The sequence below is a fragment of the Streptomyces sp. NPDC102514 genome, from assembly GCF_055584525.1.
The window spans coordinates 176496-192312 of sequence record NZ_JBVJLW010000016.1; the positions used below are offsets into that span (position 1 = coordinate 176496).

General features: G+C 70.3%; 18 protein-coding genes and 1 pseudogene. 10 read left to right on the forward strand and 9 right to left on the reverse strand.

Annotation, left to right across the window (positions count from 1 at the left end; translation table 11 throughout):
- Positions 1-30: 30 nt before the first annotated feature.
- The 4 genes from ssuE to ACZ60E_RS34450 all read left to right on the forward strand — a co-directional run bounded on the left by ssuE (position 31) and on the right by ACZ60E_RS34450 (position 4055).
- Positions 31-585 carry an NADPH-dependent FMN reductase gene (gene ssuE / locus ACZ60E_RS34435; RefSeq protein ID WP_469445594.1) on the forward strand — a complete coding sequence of 185 codons (555 nt, stop codon included), beginning with the start codon at positions 31-33 and terminating at the stop codon, positions 583-585.
- A 2-nt stretch (positions 586-587) separates the two neighbouring features.
- Positions 588-1871 carry an SfnB family sulfur acquisition oxidoreductase gene (locus ACZ60E_RS34440; protein WP_469445596.1) on the forward strand — a complete coding sequence of 428 codons (1284 nt, stop codon included), beginning with the start codon at positions 588-590 and terminating at the stop codon, positions 1869-1871.
- A 165-nt stretch (positions 1872-2036) separates the two neighbouring features.
- Complete coding sequence (locus ACZ60E_RS34445) at positions 2037-3182, forward strand: LLM class flavin-dependent oxidoreductase (protein WP_469445598.1); 1146 nt, start codon at positions 2037-2039, stop codon at positions 3180-3182.
- 177 nt (positions 3183-3359) lie between these two features.
- Complete coding sequence (locus ACZ60E_RS34450) at positions 3360-4055, forward strand: nucleotidyltransferase domain-containing protein (RefSeq protein WP_469445600.1); 696 nt, start codon at positions 3360-3362, stop codon at positions 4053-4055.
- Positions 4056-4065: 10 nt separating this feature from the next.
- Here the strand turns inward: ACZ60E_RS34450 and urtE are convergent, their stop codons facing one another.
- The 6 genes from urtE to ACZ60E_RS34480 all read right to left on the reverse strand — a co-directional run bounded on the left by urtE (position 4066) and on the right by ACZ60E_RS34480 (position 10449).
- Complete coding sequence (urtE, locus tag ACZ60E_RS34455) at positions 4066-4761, reverse strand: urea ABC transporter ATP-binding subunit UrtE (protein ID WP_469445602.1); 696 nt, start codon at positions 4759-4761, stop codon at positions 4066-4068.
- Positions 4762-4766: 5 nt separating this feature from the next.
- Positions 4767-5606 (reverse strand): urea ABC transporter ATP-binding protein UrtD, encoded by an 840-nt coding sequence (gene urtD / locus ACZ60E_RS34460; protein ID WP_469445603.1) that lies wholly within the window; start codon positions 5604-5606, stop codon positions 4767-4769.
- The gene (gene urtC / locus ACZ60E_RS34465; RefSeq protein WP_469445604.1) at positions 5603-6814 is read right to left on the reverse strand and encodes an urea ABC transporter permease subunit UrtC; all 1212 of its coding nucleotides are present in this window, start codon (positions 6812-6814) and stop codon (positions 5603-5605) included. The genes urtD and urtC overlap by 4 nt, the downstream gene beginning before the upstream one ends.
- The gene (gene urtB / locus ACZ60E_RS34470) at positions 6811-7707 is read right to left on the reverse strand and encodes an urea ABC transporter permease subunit UrtB (RefSeq protein ID WP_469445606.1); all 897 of its coding nucleotides are present in this window, start codon (positions 7705-7707) and stop codon (positions 6811-6813) included. The genes urtC and urtB overlap by 4 nt, the downstream gene beginning before the upstream one ends.
- A gap of 61 nt (positions 7708-7768) precedes the next feature.
- On the reverse strand, positions 7769-8995 hold the full coding sequence (gene urtA, locus ACZ60E_RS34475; RefSeq protein ID WP_469445608.1) for an urea ABC transporter substrate-binding protein: 1227 nt from the start codon (positions 8993-8995) through the stop codon (positions 7769-7771).
- 311 nt (positions 8996-9306) lie between these two features.
- The gene (locus ACZ60E_RS34480; protein ID WP_469445609.1) at positions 9307-10449 is read right to left on the reverse strand and encodes a substrate-binding domain-containing protein; all 1143 of its coding nucleotides are present in this window, start codon (positions 10447-10449) and stop codon (positions 9307-9309) included.
- A 165-nt stretch (positions 10450-10614) separates the two neighbouring features.
- On the opposite strand from ACZ60E_RS34480, the gene ACZ60E_RS34485 reads away from it, so the two are divergent.
- The 3 genes from ACZ60E_RS34485 (at position 10615) to ACZ60E_RS34495 (ending at position 13674) form a co-directional block, all read left to right on the forward strand.
- Positions 10615-11067, forward strand: coding sequence for a MarR family winged helix-turn-helix transcriptional regulator (locus tag ACZ60E_RS34485; RefSeq protein ID WP_384809161.1), 453 nt, complete (start codon positions 10615-10617; stop codon positions 11065-11067).
- 159 nt (positions 11068-11226) lie between these two features.
- Positions 11227-12549, forward strand: coding sequence for an aldehyde dehydrogenase family protein (locus tag ACZ60E_RS34490; protein ID WP_469445611.1), 1323 nt, complete (start codon positions 11227-11229; stop codon positions 12547-12549).
- 237 nt (positions 12550-12786) lie between these two features.
- Complete coding sequence (locus ACZ60E_RS34495; RefSeq protein WP_469445613.1) at positions 12787-13674, forward strand: glycoside hydrolase family 19 protein; 888 nt, start codon at positions 12787-12789, stop codon at positions 13672-13674.
- A 71-nt stretch (positions 13675-13745) separates the two neighbouring features.
- Here the strand turns inward: ACZ60E_RS34495 and ACZ60E_RS34500 are convergent, their stop codons facing one another.
- A complete protein-coding gene (locus ACZ60E_RS34500) occupies positions 13746-13964 on the reverse strand; it encodes a DUF4190 domain-containing protein (RefSeq protein WP_384814000.1) in 219 nt (72 codons plus the stop codon).
- 103 nt (positions 13965-14067) lie between these two features.
- On the reverse strand, positions 14068-14235 hold the full coding sequence (locus ACZ60E_RS34505; RefSeq protein WP_384813935.1) for a hypothetical protein: 168 nt from the start codon (positions 14233-14235) through the stop codon (positions 14068-14070).
- Between the two features lie 190 nt (positions 14236-14425).
- On the opposite strand from ACZ60E_RS34505, the gene ACZ60E_RS34510 reads away from it, so the two are divergent.
- The 3 genes from ACZ60E_RS34510 (at position 14426) to ACZ60E_RS34520 (ending at position 15301) form a co-directional block, all read left to right on the forward strand.
- Entirely contained in the window at positions 14426-14644 is a 219-nt protein-coding gene (locus ACZ60E_RS34510; RefSeq protein ID WP_469445615.1) for a hypothetical protein, read from the forward strand.
- Positions 14641-14766: a hypothetical protein gene (locus tag ACZ60E_RS34515; RefSeq protein ID WP_469445617.1), complete on the forward strand. Its 126-nt coding sequence runs from the start codon at positions 14641-14643 to the stop codon at positions 14764-14766. The genes ACZ60E_RS34510 and ACZ60E_RS34515 overlap by 4 nt, the downstream gene beginning before the upstream one ends.
- A 142-nt stretch (positions 14767-14908) precedes the next feature.
- On the forward strand, positions 14909-15301 hold the full coding sequence (locus ACZ60E_RS34520; protein ID WP_384813939.1) for a DUF3662 domain-containing protein: 393 nt from the start codon (positions 14909-14911) through the stop codon (positions 15299-15301).
- Positions 15302-15349: 48 nt separating this feature from the next.
- On the opposite strand, the pseudogene ACZ60E_RS34525 reads toward ACZ60E_RS34520, so the two are convergent.
- A pseudogene (locus tag ACZ60E_RS34525) lies at positions 15350-15700 on the reverse strand (DUF5709 domain-containing protein); the annotation flags it as partial.
- Positions 15701-15817: the final 117 nt, after the last annotated feature.

Below are 15817 nucleotides of genomic sequence, written 5' to 3' on the forward strand. Positions count from 1 at the left end.
CCGAACCCGCCCCGTCCCGAAAGAGGACCCATGGCCACCGTCCTGTCCGTCTCCGGCAGCCCCTCCGCCTCCTCCCGCACCAACCGCCTGCTGCGCCACCTCGACAACCGGCTGACCGCACAGGGCCACGAGGTGATCCCTCTCGACGTCCGTACGATCCCCGCCGAGGCGCTGCTCGGCGCCGACTTCCGGCATCCGGCCATCGTCGAGGCCACCTCCCTCGTCGCACGGGCCGACGGCGTCGTCATCGGCACGCCCGTCTACAAGGCCGCCTACTCCGGGGTGCTCAAGGCACTGCTCGACCTGCTTCCGCAGTACGCCCTCACCGGCAAGACCGTGCTGCCCCTGGCCACGGGTGGGACGACCGCACATGTGCTGGCCATCGACTACGCGCTGCGCCCGGTGCTCAGCTCCATGGGTGCCCAACACATAGTCCAGGGCTGGTTCACCCTCGACAAGGACATCGTGGTCGGTGAGGACGGCGGCCTCACCGTGGCACCTGCGGTCTCCGAGGCGCTGACCCAGGTGCTCGACCAGTTCTCCGAGGCGCTGGGCCGCCGGCCGGTCCTGGCCGCGGCGAGCTGACCATGTCCGCGAACCTCTCCGCGGAAGCGGCCTCCGCGCACGCCTCCGAAACAGGCGCCTCCGAAACGGCTTCCTCCGAAGCAGCAGCAGCCGCCGGCGGAGGCGCCGCCAAGGTCATCGCCGACGACGTCGAAGCCCTGTCCGTGGCCGCCGCCCTCGCCGACGAGTTCCGGGCGGGGGCGGCCGACCGGGATGCCGAACGCAGGCTCCCGCGCGCGGAGCTGGACCGGCTCTCCGGCTCCGGCCTGCTCGCCGTCACGGTGCCCGCCGAGCACGGCGGCGCCGACGTGACCCAGGAGACGCTCGCCGAGATCTTCCGCCTCCTCGCGTCCGCCGACGCCAGCCTTGCCCAGATCCCGCAGAGCCACTTCGTCTACGTCAACGTCATCCGCCGGCAGGGGACCGCGGAGCAGCACGCGTTCTTCTTCGGCGAGGTGCTGGCCGGGCGCCGCTTCGGCAACGCGCAGTCGGAGGCCGGCACGAAACACGTCCAGGACATCCGCACCCGCCTGGCACGGCAGCCGGACGGCTCGTACCTCCTCACCGGCGTCAAGCAGTACTCCACGGGTGCCCTCTTCGCCGACTGGATCCCCGTCCTCGCCCGCACCGAGGACGACACCCTGCACGTCGCGTACGTACCCCGGAACGCCGAGGGCCTGACCGTCGTCGACGACTGGGACGGCATGGGCCAGCGCACCACCGCCAGCGGTACGGTCCGCCTCGACGCCGTGCCCGTCCCCTCCGACCGGGTCCTTCCGCACCACCTCACCTTCCAGGGACCGCAACTGCACGGCGCCGTGGCCCAGTTGCTGCACGCGGCCATCGACGTTGGGATCGCGGCGGGCGCGCTCTCGGAGGCCGTGCACTTCGTCCGCACCAAGAGCCGACCGTGGTTCGAGAGCGGCTTCGAGACGGCGGCCGAGGACCCGCTGCTCATCCAGCGGTTCGGGGAACTGGCCGTCCAGGTGCGGGCCACCGAGGCGCTGCTCGGAGCGGCGGCCCGCGAGGTCGACTCGGCCCGCGCGGGCCTCACCGAGGAGTCGGCCGCCGAGGCGTCCGTCGCGGTGGCCGCCGCCAAGGCGCACGCGGCGGCGACCGCCGTCGAGGTGTCGAGCGCGCTCTTCGAGGTGTCCGGCACCCGGTCCGCCCTCGACTCCCTGAATCTGCACCGGCACTGGCGCGACGCGCGCACCCACACCCTGCACGACCCGGCCCGCTGGAAGATCCAGCACATCGGCCGGTACGTCCTGAACGGCACCCTGCCGCCCCGCCACGGACTCCTCTGAGCCGATACAGCAGAGCCGAATCAGCAGAGCCGAATCAGAAGAGCCGAAGCCGCGGATCCGAAGCCGCGGATCCGAAGCCGCGGATCCGAAGCCGCGGATCCGAAAACGTAGAGCCGCCCCGTACACCGCCCCGCCCCGCCCCGCGCCCGATCGGAGAACGCACCCGTGTCCCTCACCTTCCACTGGTTCCTGCCCACCAACGGCGACAGCCGCCATGTCGTCGGGGGCGGCCACGGCACCCCCGCCACGGTGTCCGGCCGGGACCGGCCGCCGACGGTCGCGTATCTGAGCCAGATCGCCCGCGCGGCCGAGGACCTCGGCTTCGTCGGCGCGCTCACGCCCACCGGCGCGTGGTGCGAGGACGCCTGGCTGACCACCGCGATGGTCAGCCAGCACACCGAGCGGCTGAAGTTCCTGGTCGCCTTCCGGCCCGGGTTCGTCTCGCCGACGCTCGCCGCGCAGATGGCGTCCACCTTCCAGCGCCAGTCCGGCGGACGCCTCCTCCTCAACGTCGTCACCGGCGGTGAGAGCCACGAGCAGCGGGCGTACGGCGACTTCCTCGACAAGGACGCCCGCTACCGCCGTACCGGCGAGTTCCTGGAGATCGTCCGGGGCCTGTGGGAGGGCAGGACCGTCGACCTGGACGGCGAGTTCCTCAAGGTCGAGGACGCCAGGCTGGCCCGGGTGCCCGACCCGGTCCCCGAGGTCTACTTCGGCGGCTCCTCACCCATCGCCGGTGAGGTCGCCGCCAAGCACGTGGACGTCTACCTCACCTGGGGCGAGCCGCCCGCGCAGGTCGCCGAGAAGATCGCCCGGGTGCGCGCGCTGGCCGAGAAGGAGGGCCGCACCGTCCGGTTCGGCATCCGGCTGCACGTCATCACCCGGGACACCTCCGCGCAGGCGTGGGCGGAGGCGGACCGGCTGCTCGCCGGGTTCGACCCCGAGACCGTGAAGTCCGTACAGGCGGGACTGGCCCGCAGCGAGTCCGAGGGCCAGCAGCGCATGCTCGCCCTGCACGGCGGCGGCAACCGGGACGGGCTGGAGATCCACCCCAACCTCTGGGCGGGCATCGGCCTCGTGCGCGGCGGCGCGGGCACCGCCCTGGTCGGCAGCCACGACGAGGTCGCCGAACGCATCACCGAGTACCACCGCCTGGGCATCGACGAGTTCGTGCTCTCCGGCTACCCGCACCTGGAGGAGGCGTACTGGTTCGGCGAGGGCGTCCTGCCCCGGCTCGCCGCGCAGGGCCTGTGGCAGCACCCGTTCGCCGCCCGGCCGGCTCCCTCGGCACAGGTCCCGTTCGCGAGCTGAGCACCGGGGCCGTCCCCGGCCCCCCCGGGGTCCTCAGCACGCCGTCCCCGGCACCCCGCCCCAGCGCCCCGTACTCCCGGGAAATTCGCTGTACGCGACCGTCCTCCGGGTGATGACCTTGTGCGAGCCGCCCGGCTCGCACAAGGCAGCGGGCGGCGGGGGAGAAGGGGGACGGCTGTGCACACCGAGAACATCCTGTTGTCCGGCATCGTCGGCTCGACCGCGTACGGACTGGCCCGCGAGGGCTCCGACGTGGACCGGCTCGGCATGTTCGCCGCCCCCACCGAGGACTTCCACGGCCTGCACCGGCCGAAGGAGACCCACGTCACGACCAAGCCCGACAACACTCTGCACGAAGCGGCCAAGTGGTGCAGGCTCGCCCTGAGCGGCAACCCGACCGTGACCGAACTGGTCTGGCTGCCCGACGAGTTGTACGAGGTCCGCACCCCGCTCGGCGACGAACTGATCGGCATCCGCACGACCCTGCTCTCCGCGAAACGGGTCCGCGACGCCTACCTCGGTTACGCCACCCAGCAGTTCAAGCGGCTCTACGACCGTGGGGCCGGCTCCGCCTCCGCGGACACCCGCAGGCGCACCGCCAAGCACGCCCGGCATCTGCGGCGCCTGTGCCACCAGGGCTTCGAGCTGTACGCCACCGGCGCCCTGACCATCCGTGTCGAGGACCCCGACGACTACCACCGCTTCGGCGAGCAGGTGGCGGCCGACGCGATGGTCGCGCTGCCCCTGCTCCAGCGGTACGAGGCGGCCTTCGACGAGACCCGCAGCGCCCTGCCCGACCAGGCCGACGAGGCTCCCGCCGAGGCCTGGCTGCGCCGGGTCCGGGCCGCGTACTACACGCGGTCCGGACCGTGACCGGCCCCGCTCACACGCTCAGCGCCTCCCGCACCGACCGCTCGGCCTCCTGACCTCCCTCGCCCGACGACGTGACTCGCCCCGCCTCCAGGACGTAGTACCGCTGGGCCGCCCGCATCGCGAAACCGACGTGCTGCTCGACGAGGAGCACGGAGAGTCCGCCGCGCGCGGCGAGGGCGAGGACCGTCTCCTCGATCTCCGCCACGACCGAGGGCTGCATGCCCTCGGTCGGTTCGTCGAGCAGCAGGATCCGAGGGTCCGTCACCAGGGCGCGTGCGATGGCGAGTTGCTGCCGCTGGCCGCCCGATAGCAGCCCCGCCCGCCGCGTCGACAGGGTGCGCAGCACCGGGAACAGGTCCAGCGCCTCCGAGATGGCGGCCTTCCCCCGTCTGCGGCCGTCGGCGACGAGCTGGAGGTTCTCCGCCGTCGTGAGATGGGGAAACGCCTGCTGTCCCTGCGGCACGTACGCCATACCGCGCGCCACGCGCTCGTGCGGCTTGCGGCGGGTGATGTCCTCACCGTCGAGCCTGATCGCCCCGCTCGACGGTGTGAGCAGGCCGACGGCAGCCCGCAGCAGGGTGCTCTTGCCCGCGCCGTTGTGTCCGAGCACCGCCGCGACGCCGTCGTCCGGCACGTCGACGGAGACTCCGTGCAGGACGAGACTGCGGTGGTAGCCGACCCGGATGTCGTCGATCTCCAGCTTCATACGCCTCACACCTCCTGTACGGCGGCGGTCCTGCCGGGTGCGGCCCCGCCGGACGGCTCGGGCTCGTCCGGCAGCTGCAATCCTGTGTCCCCGGGCGCCGCGTCCCCGACCGCCGCGTGACCGAGGTACACCTCCTGCACCCGGGGATCGGCCTGGACCTCCGCCACGGTCCCCTCGCTGAGCACCTTGCCCGCGTGCAGCACGCTGACGCTGCGCGCGAAGGACCGCATGAAGTCCATGTCGTGCTCGATGACGACCACGGTCCGCTCCTCGCTGATGTGCTCCAACAACTCGCCCGTGGCCTGCCGTTCGTCGTGGCTCATCCCGGCGACCGGCTCGTCGAGCAGCAGCAGCCGTACGTCCTGCACGAGCAGCATGCCGATCTCCAGCCACTGCTTCTGGCCGTGGGCGAGTGTCCCGGCGGGGCTGTCGGCCAGGTCCGTGAGCCCGACCGTCTCCAGCGCGTGGGCGACGGGCTCCGGCACGCCCTTGCGGCGCCGCAGCATCGTCAGCATGCCGCGCCCGGCGCCGGCCGCGATGTCCAGGTTCTGAAGGACCGTCAGCTCCTCGAAGACGGTGGCGGTCTGGAAGGTCCGGCCGATGCCCGACCGGGCGATCCGGTGCACGCTCCGGCCGAGCAGTTCCCCGCCCCCGAAGAGGACCGAGCCCTGTGCCTTCACCAGTCCGGTGACGGCGTCGACGAGCGTGGTCTTGCCCGCGCCGTTCGGTCCGATCAGGAAGCGGAGGTCGCCCGGCCGTACGTCGAGGTCCACCCCGTCGACCGCGGTGAACCCGTCGAAGGACACCCGCAGTCCGCGTATCCGAAGCCCGGAAAGCTCACTCATACCGCTCCTCCCAGCGGAAGGGCGGACGACTTCTCCCTGCCGACGCCCCCATCCGTCTCCGTCTCCGAGTTCGTGCCCCTGCCCGAGTCCGTATCGGTGTCCTCGTCGTCGGCGTCCCCGCTCGTGTGCGCGGCCCTGCGCCGCCGCACGATCCCGGCCAGGGAGACGAGACCGCCCGGCAGGAACGCCAGGGCCACGATGAACAGCAGCCCCTGGAAGTACGTCCAGCCCGCCGGGAACTCCTCCGACAGGGCCGTCTTCGCCCACGCCACCCCGATCGCGCCCAGCACCGCCCCCGCGAGGCTCGCCCGGCCGCCGACTGCGGCGCCGATGACGAACTCGATCGACGGCACGATGCCGATCATCGCGGGGGAGATGATGCCGACCGCGGGCACGAACAGCGCGCCCGCGAGCCCCGCCGTACCGGCCGCCACGACGTACGCGACGAGCTTCACGTTCGCCGGGTCGTACCCGAGGAAGCGCACCCGTTCCTCCGAGTCCCGTACGGCGACGAGGAGTTCGCCGTAGCGGCTGTGGATCAGCTGCCGGACCAGGGCGATCAGGAGCAGCAGGACGGCGGCGATGACGAAGTACACCATCCGCTGGTTGACCGGGTCGTCGAGGTCGTAGCCGAAGAAGCCCTGGATGTCGGTGAGTCCGTTGGTGCCGCCGGTCGTCGCCTGCTGGCCGATCAGCCAGATCGCGAAGGCCGCGGCGAGCGCCTGGCTGAGGATCGCGAAGTACGCGCCCTTGACCCGGCGGCGGAAGATGAACGAACCGAGGATCGCGGCGACGGCCATCGGCAGCAGCACGGTGGCCGCGAGGGCGAACAGCGGGTTCCCGAACGGCCGCCACCACCAAGGGAGTTCGGTGGCGGTGCCGTACAGCTGCATGAAGTCGGGGAGGTTGCCGGGACCGGCGTCCGCGATCTTCAGATGCATCGCCATGGCGTAGCCGCCGAGCCCGAAGAACACACCCTGGCCGAGGGTGAGCAGGCCGCCGCGGCCCCAGGCCAGACAGATGCCGACGGCGACCATCGCGGTGCACAGGTATTTGGCGAGCAGCCCGAGCCGGAAGTCGGAGAGCGCCAGCGGCGCGAGGGCGAAGAGCGCGACGGCCGCGGCGGCGAATCCGGCCCGGGCGCGGGCGGAGCGGCCCCTGAACACCGACGGGCCCTTGACCGTCGAGGCACCTTTCAACAGGGTCATACGAGACTCCTCGTGCGCAGCGTGTACAGCCCCTGGGGCCGCCACTGGAGGAAGGCGACGATGGCCACGAGGACGAGCACCTTCGCCACGCTGACGGTGGTGGAGTACTCCAGGACGGACTGCATGACTCCCAGGGCGAACGCGACGATCACCGTGCCCTTGAGCTGTCCGATGCCGCCGACCACGATCACCAGGAACGCGTCGATGATGATGTTGGTGCCCATCGTGGGGCCGATCGGGCCGACCAGTGTCAGCGCGACGCCCGCGACCCCGGCGAGGCCGGAGCCGAGGAAGAACGCGGTCCGGTCCACCCGTGAGGTGGAGATGCCGGACACCTCGGCCAGGTCCCGGTTCTGCACGACCCCGCGGATCCGGCGGCCGAGCGAGGTCAGCCGCAGTGTCAGCGACAGGGCGACGACGGCCGCGACCGCGAGACCGAGGATGAAGAGCCGGCTGTTGGCGAAGGTCAGCGGGTCGGCGCCGCCGAGGACGGTGATGTTCCCCGTCAGCCGGTCCGGTGCGCGGGTCTGCACGTTGGGCGCGCCGAAGATGTCCCGGGCGAGCTGCTGGAGCATCAGGGACACACCCCAGGTGACGAGCAGCGTGTCGAGCGGGCGCAGATACAGACGCCGGATGAGCACCCATTCCAGCAGTGCGCCGAGCGCGCCCGCCACCAGGAAGGCGACGGGCAGCGCCACGAGGAGGGACAGGCCTGCACCGGAGACGGACTTCTGGAGGACGTACGTGGTGTAGGCGCCGGCCATGATGAACTCGCCGTGGGCCATGTTGATGACGTTCATCTGGCCGAAGGTGAGCGAGAGTCCGAGCGCGATGAGCAGCAGGACGGCACCGATGCTGATGCCGGTGAAGGTCTGACCGAGGATCACGGTCATACGGCGGCTCCGAGGAGGCAGGACGTGGGGGCCCCGCGGGAAGGCCCCCACGCGCGGTCGGTCAGGAGAGGCCGGAGGCCCAGTCGTAGCCCTTGAGGAACGGGTCGGGCGCGATCGGCTTGCCGGAGTCCCACACCTGCTCGATCAGCCCGTCGCTGCCGATCTTCCCGATCCGGGCGGTCTTGTGGATGTGCTGGCTCGCGCCGTCCACGGTGACCGTGCCCTCGGGGGCGTCGAAGGTGATGCCGTCCGAGGCGGCCTTGACCTTCTCCGGGTCGAAGGACTTCGCCTTCTCGACCATGGCCTTCCACAGGTGGACCGAGGTGTACGCGGCCTCCATCGGGTCACTGGTCGGCTTGTCCTGGCCGTACTTCGCCTTGTACGCCTTCACGAACTCGGTGTTCGCGGCGCCGGGTGTCGTCTGGTAGTAGTTCCAGGCCGTCAACTGCCCTGCCAGGTACTGCGATCCGATCGACTTGACCTCTTCCTCGGCGATCGACACCGAGACGACCGGCATGCTCCTGGCGGTCAGGCCCGCCGACTTGTACTCCTTGAAGAAGGCCACGTTCGAGTCGCCGTTGAGGGTGTTGAAGACCGCGTCGGCCTTCGACGCCTTCACCTTGTTGGCGATCGTGCTGAACTCGGTGGAGCCCAGCGGCGCGTAGTCCTCGCCGAGCACCTTCATGCCGTTGGCCTTCGCGTACGCCTTGATGATCTTGTTGGCGGTGCGCGGGAAGACATAGTCGCTGCCGACGAGGTAAATGCTCTTCTCGCCCCGGCTCTTGAGATAGTCGAGCGCCGGGACGATCTGCTGATTGGTGGTCGCCCCCGTGTAGAAGATGTACGGGGACTCCTCGAGGCCCTCGTACTGCACGGGATAGAACAGCAGGGACCTGTTCTTCTCGAAGACGGGTTTCACGGCTTTGCGGCTCGCGGAGGTCCAGCAGCCGAAGGTGGCCGCGACCCGGTCCTCTTTGATGAGCTTGGCCGCCTTCTCGGCGAACGTCGGCCAGTCGGAGGCGCCGTCCTCGCTGACCGGTTTGATCTGCTTGCCGAGCACTCCGCCCGAGGCGTTGATCTCCTCGATCGCCAGTTTCAGCGAGTCGCGTACGGTCACCTCGCTGATCGCCATGGTGCCGGAGAGCGAGTTGAGCAGGCCGACCTTGACGGTGTCGCCGCTCGTGTCGGCCTTCGCGGCCTGGTCGGACGAGCCGCCCGCGGCGTCGGTCTTGGCGCCGCACGCGGTGAGCGCGACGGCGGCGGCGAATGCGGCGGTGCCCGCGATCACCCGGCGGCGGAGCGGACGGGAACCGCTGGAACCGGACGAAAGGGAAGCGCTGGAACCACTGGAACCGCTGGACAAATGGACCCCCTCGGGCTGGGAGGACAACCTCCTCCTGGCGTGCGGTCCACAGCCTCAAGTCAGCCTGTTTCCAAGGTGTTTCGCATTACTTTCCCGGCGGTATCTTCCGACTCTCATCCGGTTTTCGCCGCGAAACAAAAAATACCTCGGACGGAATTCAGTAAATGAATTCACAGTTCACCCGAGGTATTCTCATTACTTCCTGTGGGAAGTATCTTCGCGCAAGCGAGGACATGTCAAGACCGGGACGCGTGCGGATTCAGCTGGGCCACCACGTCGAAGTCCACCCCGTCCGCCCGCGCCAGGTAGATCCGCTGGCGCACATGGCCGCCGCGCAGCCTCAGCAGCCCGCGCGGGCCCTCGTAGGAGACGGTGTCCGCGGCGGCGCCGATCGCGGTGACGTCCAGGGTCCCGGCCCGGTCGATCAGCGCGGCGAGCAACAGCACGCCCTCGTAACACGATTCACCGAGACTGCCGAGCGCCGGCGCCTCCACCCCGTACCGCCCGGCGTACTGGCCGTGGAAGTCCAGCGTGTCCTGGTTGGCGAGGGAGGCGAAGAACCCGGCCGTGCTGTAGAGGCCGGCGGTGGCCGTCGGGCCGCTCGCCATCAGCATGTTCTCGTCCATCAGCGTGCTCAGGCGCAGACACCGCTCGTCGAGCCCCGACGCGGCGAACGCCCGGTTGAAGCGCACCGCGTCGCTGCCCACGAGCAGCATCAGCACCCCGGTCGCCGCCGACCGCTCGATGCGCCGCAGCACGCCGTCGAAGTCATGGGTGCCCAGCGGCAGATACGCCTCCGCGCAGACGGCGCCGCCCGACTCGCGGGCGTATCGGTGCGAGGCCCTGGCCGTACGGCGCGGCCACACATAGTCGTTGCCCACGACGAACCAGCGGCGCACCTTGTGCTCGCGGGCCAACAGGTCCATGGCGGGCCGGAGTTGGTCGTCCGGTGTCTCGCTCGTGAGGAACACGCCCGCCGTGTGCTCCCCGCCCTCGTACAGCGCCGTATACACATAGGGCACCCGATGGGCGATCCGTGGCGCGAGTGCCTGGCGTACGGAGGAGATGTGCCAGCCGGTGACGCCCTGCACGATGCCGAGACCGACCAGCGCCTCGACGTTCTCGGCGACGCGCCGCGGCTCGGCGCCGCCGTCCACCGGCAGCAGCCGCAACTCCTTGCCGAGCACTCCGCCGGAGCGGTTGACCTCCTCCGCGGCGAGCCGCGCGCACAACTCGCAGGTCGGTCCGAAGATTCCGGCCGCGCCCTGCAGGGGGAAGACCAGTGCCACGCTGACGACCGAGTCGTCGGCCGTGAACCAGTCGGGCGGAAGGGAGCCGAGCGGGGAGGAGGCGGGCGGAAGCGGGTCGGGCCGGACCATGGGGGCATGATTCCGGGAACGTCCGGTGAACTCCAGTCCGTCTCGGGGTACGGTCGGCCCCGCACGCGCCGCACGGGGGAGATCCCCGGGGAAAGCGGGACTTGTACGATGTGAGAGCCCCTTGCCGGGGCCCCTGGAGCGTCCGTCCCGGGAGTGAGGAGCAGGATGCCGACCCCGTCCCCGCGCCGGTCCGAGGACCTCGTACACCTCCTGACACGGGCCGAACGGCTGGCGGCGCGCCTCCTCCAGAGCGCCCTGGAGGAACACGGCTGCACCCTCGACGCCTGGCGCGTGCTCTCCCTGCTCTCCGACGGCGAGGGGCACCCCATGACGGCGGTCGCCGAAGAGGCCTTCCTGCCGCCCGCGACCCTCACCAAACTGGTCGACCACCTCGTCGACCAGAACCTGGTCCACCGACGGGTCGACCCCCTCGACCGGCGGCGCATCCTCGCCCACCTCACCCCGCGCGGCGAGACGTACTGGCGGCGCGTCGACCGCGAGGTGCGCACACGGTGGCCCGCCCTGAGCGGCGGCGAGGGCGACGAGGAACTGCTGCGCGGCCTGCTGCTCCGGCTGGTGGACGAGCTCGACGGAGCGGCGGCGCAATCGTCCGTCTGAGCGGACCCCCCCCATCCCCTTGGTGTGACCTCACGATCACAGGCGGTGTCTTCCCTCAGGGTGGAATGACGATGCCGTATAAATGGTTGGCATATACATCGAGCTTGCCGCTCGTGTACCGAGTGCGGGTCACGAACCCGTCCCGACCAGCGAGGCACCGTGAACCAGCCCACCCCCGAGCAGCCCTCCGACGTCGTGGCCCGGCTGCGCGCCACCTTCCGCTCCGGCCGCACCAGGCCCGTCGAGTGGCGCACCGGCCAGCTGAGCCGCCTGCGCGAGATGCTCACCACGGACGGTGCCGCACTCGCCGCCGCCCTCCACGCCGACCTGGGCAAGAGCTCCACCGAGGCGTTCCGCACGGAGATCGACTTCGTGGTGCGGGAGATCGACCACACCCTCGAACACCTCGAAGAGTGGCTGCGCCCCGAGCCCGCCCCGGTCCCCGCGCACCTCGGCGCCGACGCGACGGGCTGGACGCGCTACGACGCGCTCGGTGTCGTCCTGGTCATCGCCCCCTGGAACTACCCGGCGCAGCTCCTGCTCGCCCCGATGCTCGGCGCGCTCGCCGCGGGCAACGCGGTGGTCGTCAAGCCCAGCGAAATGGCCCCCGCCACCTCCGCCGAACTGGCCCGGCTGCTGCCCCGGTACCTCGACACCGACGCCGTCGCCGTCGTCGAGGGCGGCATCCCGGAGACCACGGCCCTGCTCGCCGAGCGCTTCGACCACATCTTCTACACCGGCAACGGCACGGTCGGCCGCATCGTGATGGCCGCCGCCGCCAAGCACCTCACCCCCGTCACCCTCGAACTCGGCGGCAAGTCACCGGCCTTCGTCGACCGCGGCGCCGACCTGACCGTCGTCGGCGAGCGCCTGGCGCGCGGCAAGTTCCTCAACGCCGGACAGACCTGTGTCGCGCCCGACTACGTCCTGACCGACCCCGAGACCGCCCGCGCCCTGGAGCCCGTACTGACCGAGGCCGTCGAGAAGCTGTACGGGTCCGACGCGTCCACCTCCGCCGAGTACGGGCGGATCATCAACGAGCGGCACTTCGACCGGCTCAGCGGGCTGCTCGACTCCGGCCGGACCGTCGTCGGCGGCGGCACCGACCGTGCGACGAAGTACATCGCGCCGACCGTCCTGGCCGACGTCGACCCCGACGCGCCCGTCATGCGCGAGGAGATCTTCGGCCCGGTCCTGCCGATCGTCACCGTCCCCGGTCTCGACGAGGCCATCGACTTCATCAACGACCGCGACAAGCCCCTCGCCCTGTACGCCTTCACCGAGTCGGACACCACCCGCGAGCGGCTCGCCGCCGAGACCTCGTCCGGCGGCCTGGGCCTCGGTCTGCCGCTCGCCCATCTCACCGTCTCCGACCTCCCCTTCGGCGGAGTGGGGGAGAGCGGCATGGGCAACTACCACGGCCGCTACTCGATCGAGACGTTCAGCCACCGCAAGGCGGTACTGGAGAAGCCGCTGAGCTGAGGCGAGCCGAGGCGGCCGACGGGCAGAACCCTCCGACCTCAAGCGACGCGGCGCCGGGGCGAGTTGACTGGTCTACACCCTTGACTGGTCCAGACCAAGGTGGTGGAGTGTGCCTCACTACCCCCCACCACGGCCGCCCCGTACGCCGCGGCCGGTCTCCCGGCACGTGCGTACAAGGTCCGCCCCGCGCTGCCCTCGTACGGGTCCGCGGCCGTGCTCCGTGAAGGAGTTGACCCTGTGTCCAGGCGCCGTATCTCCGCGTTCGTGGCCGCGATCGTCCTCGGAACCGCCGCACCGGTGCTCCTGCCGGCCTCGGGCGCTTCAGCCGCGGCCTGTTCGAGCTACCCGAGCTGGGTGGCCGGCAAGTCCTACGTGACCGGCAACATCGTCCGCTACACCGACGGCAAGGCCTACATAGCCGAGCACGACAACCCGGGCTACGACCCCATCATCAGCACCTGGTACTGGGAGCCGTACGCCTGCGACAACGGACCCACCAACCCCTCCGGGTTCGTCGTCAGCGAGGCGCAGTTCAACCAGATGTTCCCGAACCGGAACTCCTTCTACAGCTACAGCGGGCTCAAGGCCGCGATGAGCGCCTACCCGGGTTTCGCGAACACCGGCAGCGACACGGTGAAGAAGCAGGAGGCCGCGGCCTTCCTCGCCAACGTCAACCACGAGACCGGCGGCCTGGTCCACATCGTCGAGCAGAACACCGCCAACTACCCGCACTACTGCGACTGGGGCCAGCCCTACGGCTGCCCGGCCGGCCAGGCCGCGTACTACGGCCGCGGCCCCATCCAGCTCAGCTGGAACTTCAACTACAAGGCCGCGGGCGACGCGCTCGGCATCGACCTCCTGAACAACCCCTGGCTCGTGCAGAACGACTCGGCGGTCGCCTGGAAGACCGGCCTCTGGTACTGGAACACCCAGTCCGGCCCCGGCTCCATGACCGGCCACAACGCGATGGTCAACGGCGCGGGCTTCGGCCAGACCATCCGCTCCATCAACGGTTCGCTGGAGTGCGACGGCAAGAACCCGGCCCAGGTGCAGAGCCGGGTGGACAGCTACCAGCGGTTCGTCGGAATCCTCGGCACGACGGCCGGCAACAACCTGTACTGCTGACACACCCCTTGAGCGCTGTGGGGCGGCCGGCCAACCACCGGCCGCCCCACAGCGCTTTCGCATGTGCGGAGTCAGCCGAGCATGCTCCACGACGTGCCGCCGTTCACCGCCATGAGGACGGCGAGCACCACGATGTCCGCGATGCCGAGCCACAGCCCGAGCAGCGCCCGGAAGCGGCGGGGCGTGCCCCGCCGCAGGGCCATGACGGCCAGCACGATGGCGACGGGTCCAAGGAAGAAGTTGAGGACGAGGAGTCCGACCAGGCCGAGGACGAAGGAGGCCACGGCCATTCCCTCGGTGTCCCGCCTGCCGGTCGGACGCCCGCCGCTCTCCCGTTCGCCGCTCTCCCGCTCACCGGTCTCCCGTCGCCGGGACTCTGTCAGCCGCACCACGTCACGCCCTTCCGGTCCGATTGCCGTGCCTGCGCCGCTCGCGCACCGCGAACACCGCCAGCCACGCGGCGATGGCCACACCGGCCAACACGGTCACGGGCAGCGGGAGATAGGCGGCCGAACCGAGCAGGACGGCCAGCACCAGGACCGCCACGACCAGAAAGATCACGTCTGCTCCCGTTCGTGCGGGGACACGGGCAACGTTATGGATCGCCTCTTCATGAGCATGTGGATACGGGTGTCCCGACGGCCCGGCGTCACACCTGCGAACACTTTCGGCCGGTGGCGAAGATTCGCCCCGTCACTCAGGGGTACCCCACGGTCTTCCGCTCGACCCACGCAGACTTGGAAGGTTGCCGGTGCGCGAAAAGAACCTGACCGATGTGCGCGACGACGTGAAGAACGTCTTCGTGATGGGCCTCGACGACGCCAACCTGCCCACCCTCGAAGCGGCAGCGGCGGCCAAGTCGCTGCGCTACCACCTACTGCTGACGATCGGGGAACTGCAGAGCGGCGAGGTGTCCGACACCTCAGCTTCCAGCGGCGTCAGGCTCAAGGGCGCCGACAACGGATCGTGAAGGACCAAGGACTCGTCCACTTCGACGAGATCGACCTCGACGTCGGCCGCCGCGCCTACGAGGGCGAGCGTCGGGTCTTCTCCCGCACCTGGAACGAGACCGTGCCCCGGGACCTGATGTAGGAGGCCGGACGCGTCTTTTTCCACCGGCCGGGCACCCGGGGGAGGAGAGGAAGCGCCGCACGGGCACACCACGAGACGGCACACCGCTGCACGGCACACCGCGACACGGAATGCCACGACACCATCGAGGAGAAGTTGAAGCGTGAGCACACTCACTGGTCTGGAACGAGCCATGGAACGCTTCGGAGGGTCCCTGCTCGCGCATTTTCGCCACAAGGAGCCGGTCGAGTTGATCGAGGCCCTGCACAAGGAGTGCGACGACCACATCGTGGTGTGCAGCGAGAGCCGGACCGTCGTGCCCAACGCCTACGACGTGGAGCTGGCCGAGTTCGCCCACGAGGAGCTGGAGCGCAACGGCGGGCGCATAGACCAGGTGCTCACCGACAGCCTGCTGCGCCACGGCGAGAAGCAGGGCTATGAATGGGCCGGCCCGCTGACCGTGCACGTCACCCGGTCACCGGACCTGCCCAACGGCCGGTACCGGGTGGCGAGCGCCGTCATGAAGCACGTGCGGGCCGGCGCCTTCCAGCACTGACCGGCCGCGGGGTCAGTCCCGCCGCAGAGGCGTCGGCGGCGGTTCCTCCTCCTCGGGGATGAGATGGACCGCGGCCTCCTCGGCACCGGTCGCGGAGTCGGTCGCCTCGCCCTCGCCGTAGGGCAGGTCGCCGGTGCCGTCACCGGCCGGGGTCTCCTCGTCGGGGACCTCCTGGCGCAGCCGCTCGTCCAGGCTCTCGCCCTCGTGCTGCTCGGCCGCCGTGACGCCGGTCTTGGTGACCCCCAGCGGCTTCTCGGGCGGTGAATAGCCCTCGTCGAGCACATCGTCGTACGTACGTTCGTCCACCGCGTCCTGGAGATCCAGCGGCGCCGCGTCCGCCTGCTCCTCGTTGGTCCCCGTGGGCTGGTAGACGTCGTCGGCCATGTTGTCGTCGCTCATGTTCGGCCTCCCGGCGCGGTGATCATTTCTTTCCCCGTAGGAGTAACGCGGTGCCCGGCATCGGCCCCGCGAAACACCGCGCTATTGACCGGTACATACCAACCCGATTGAGTGTCC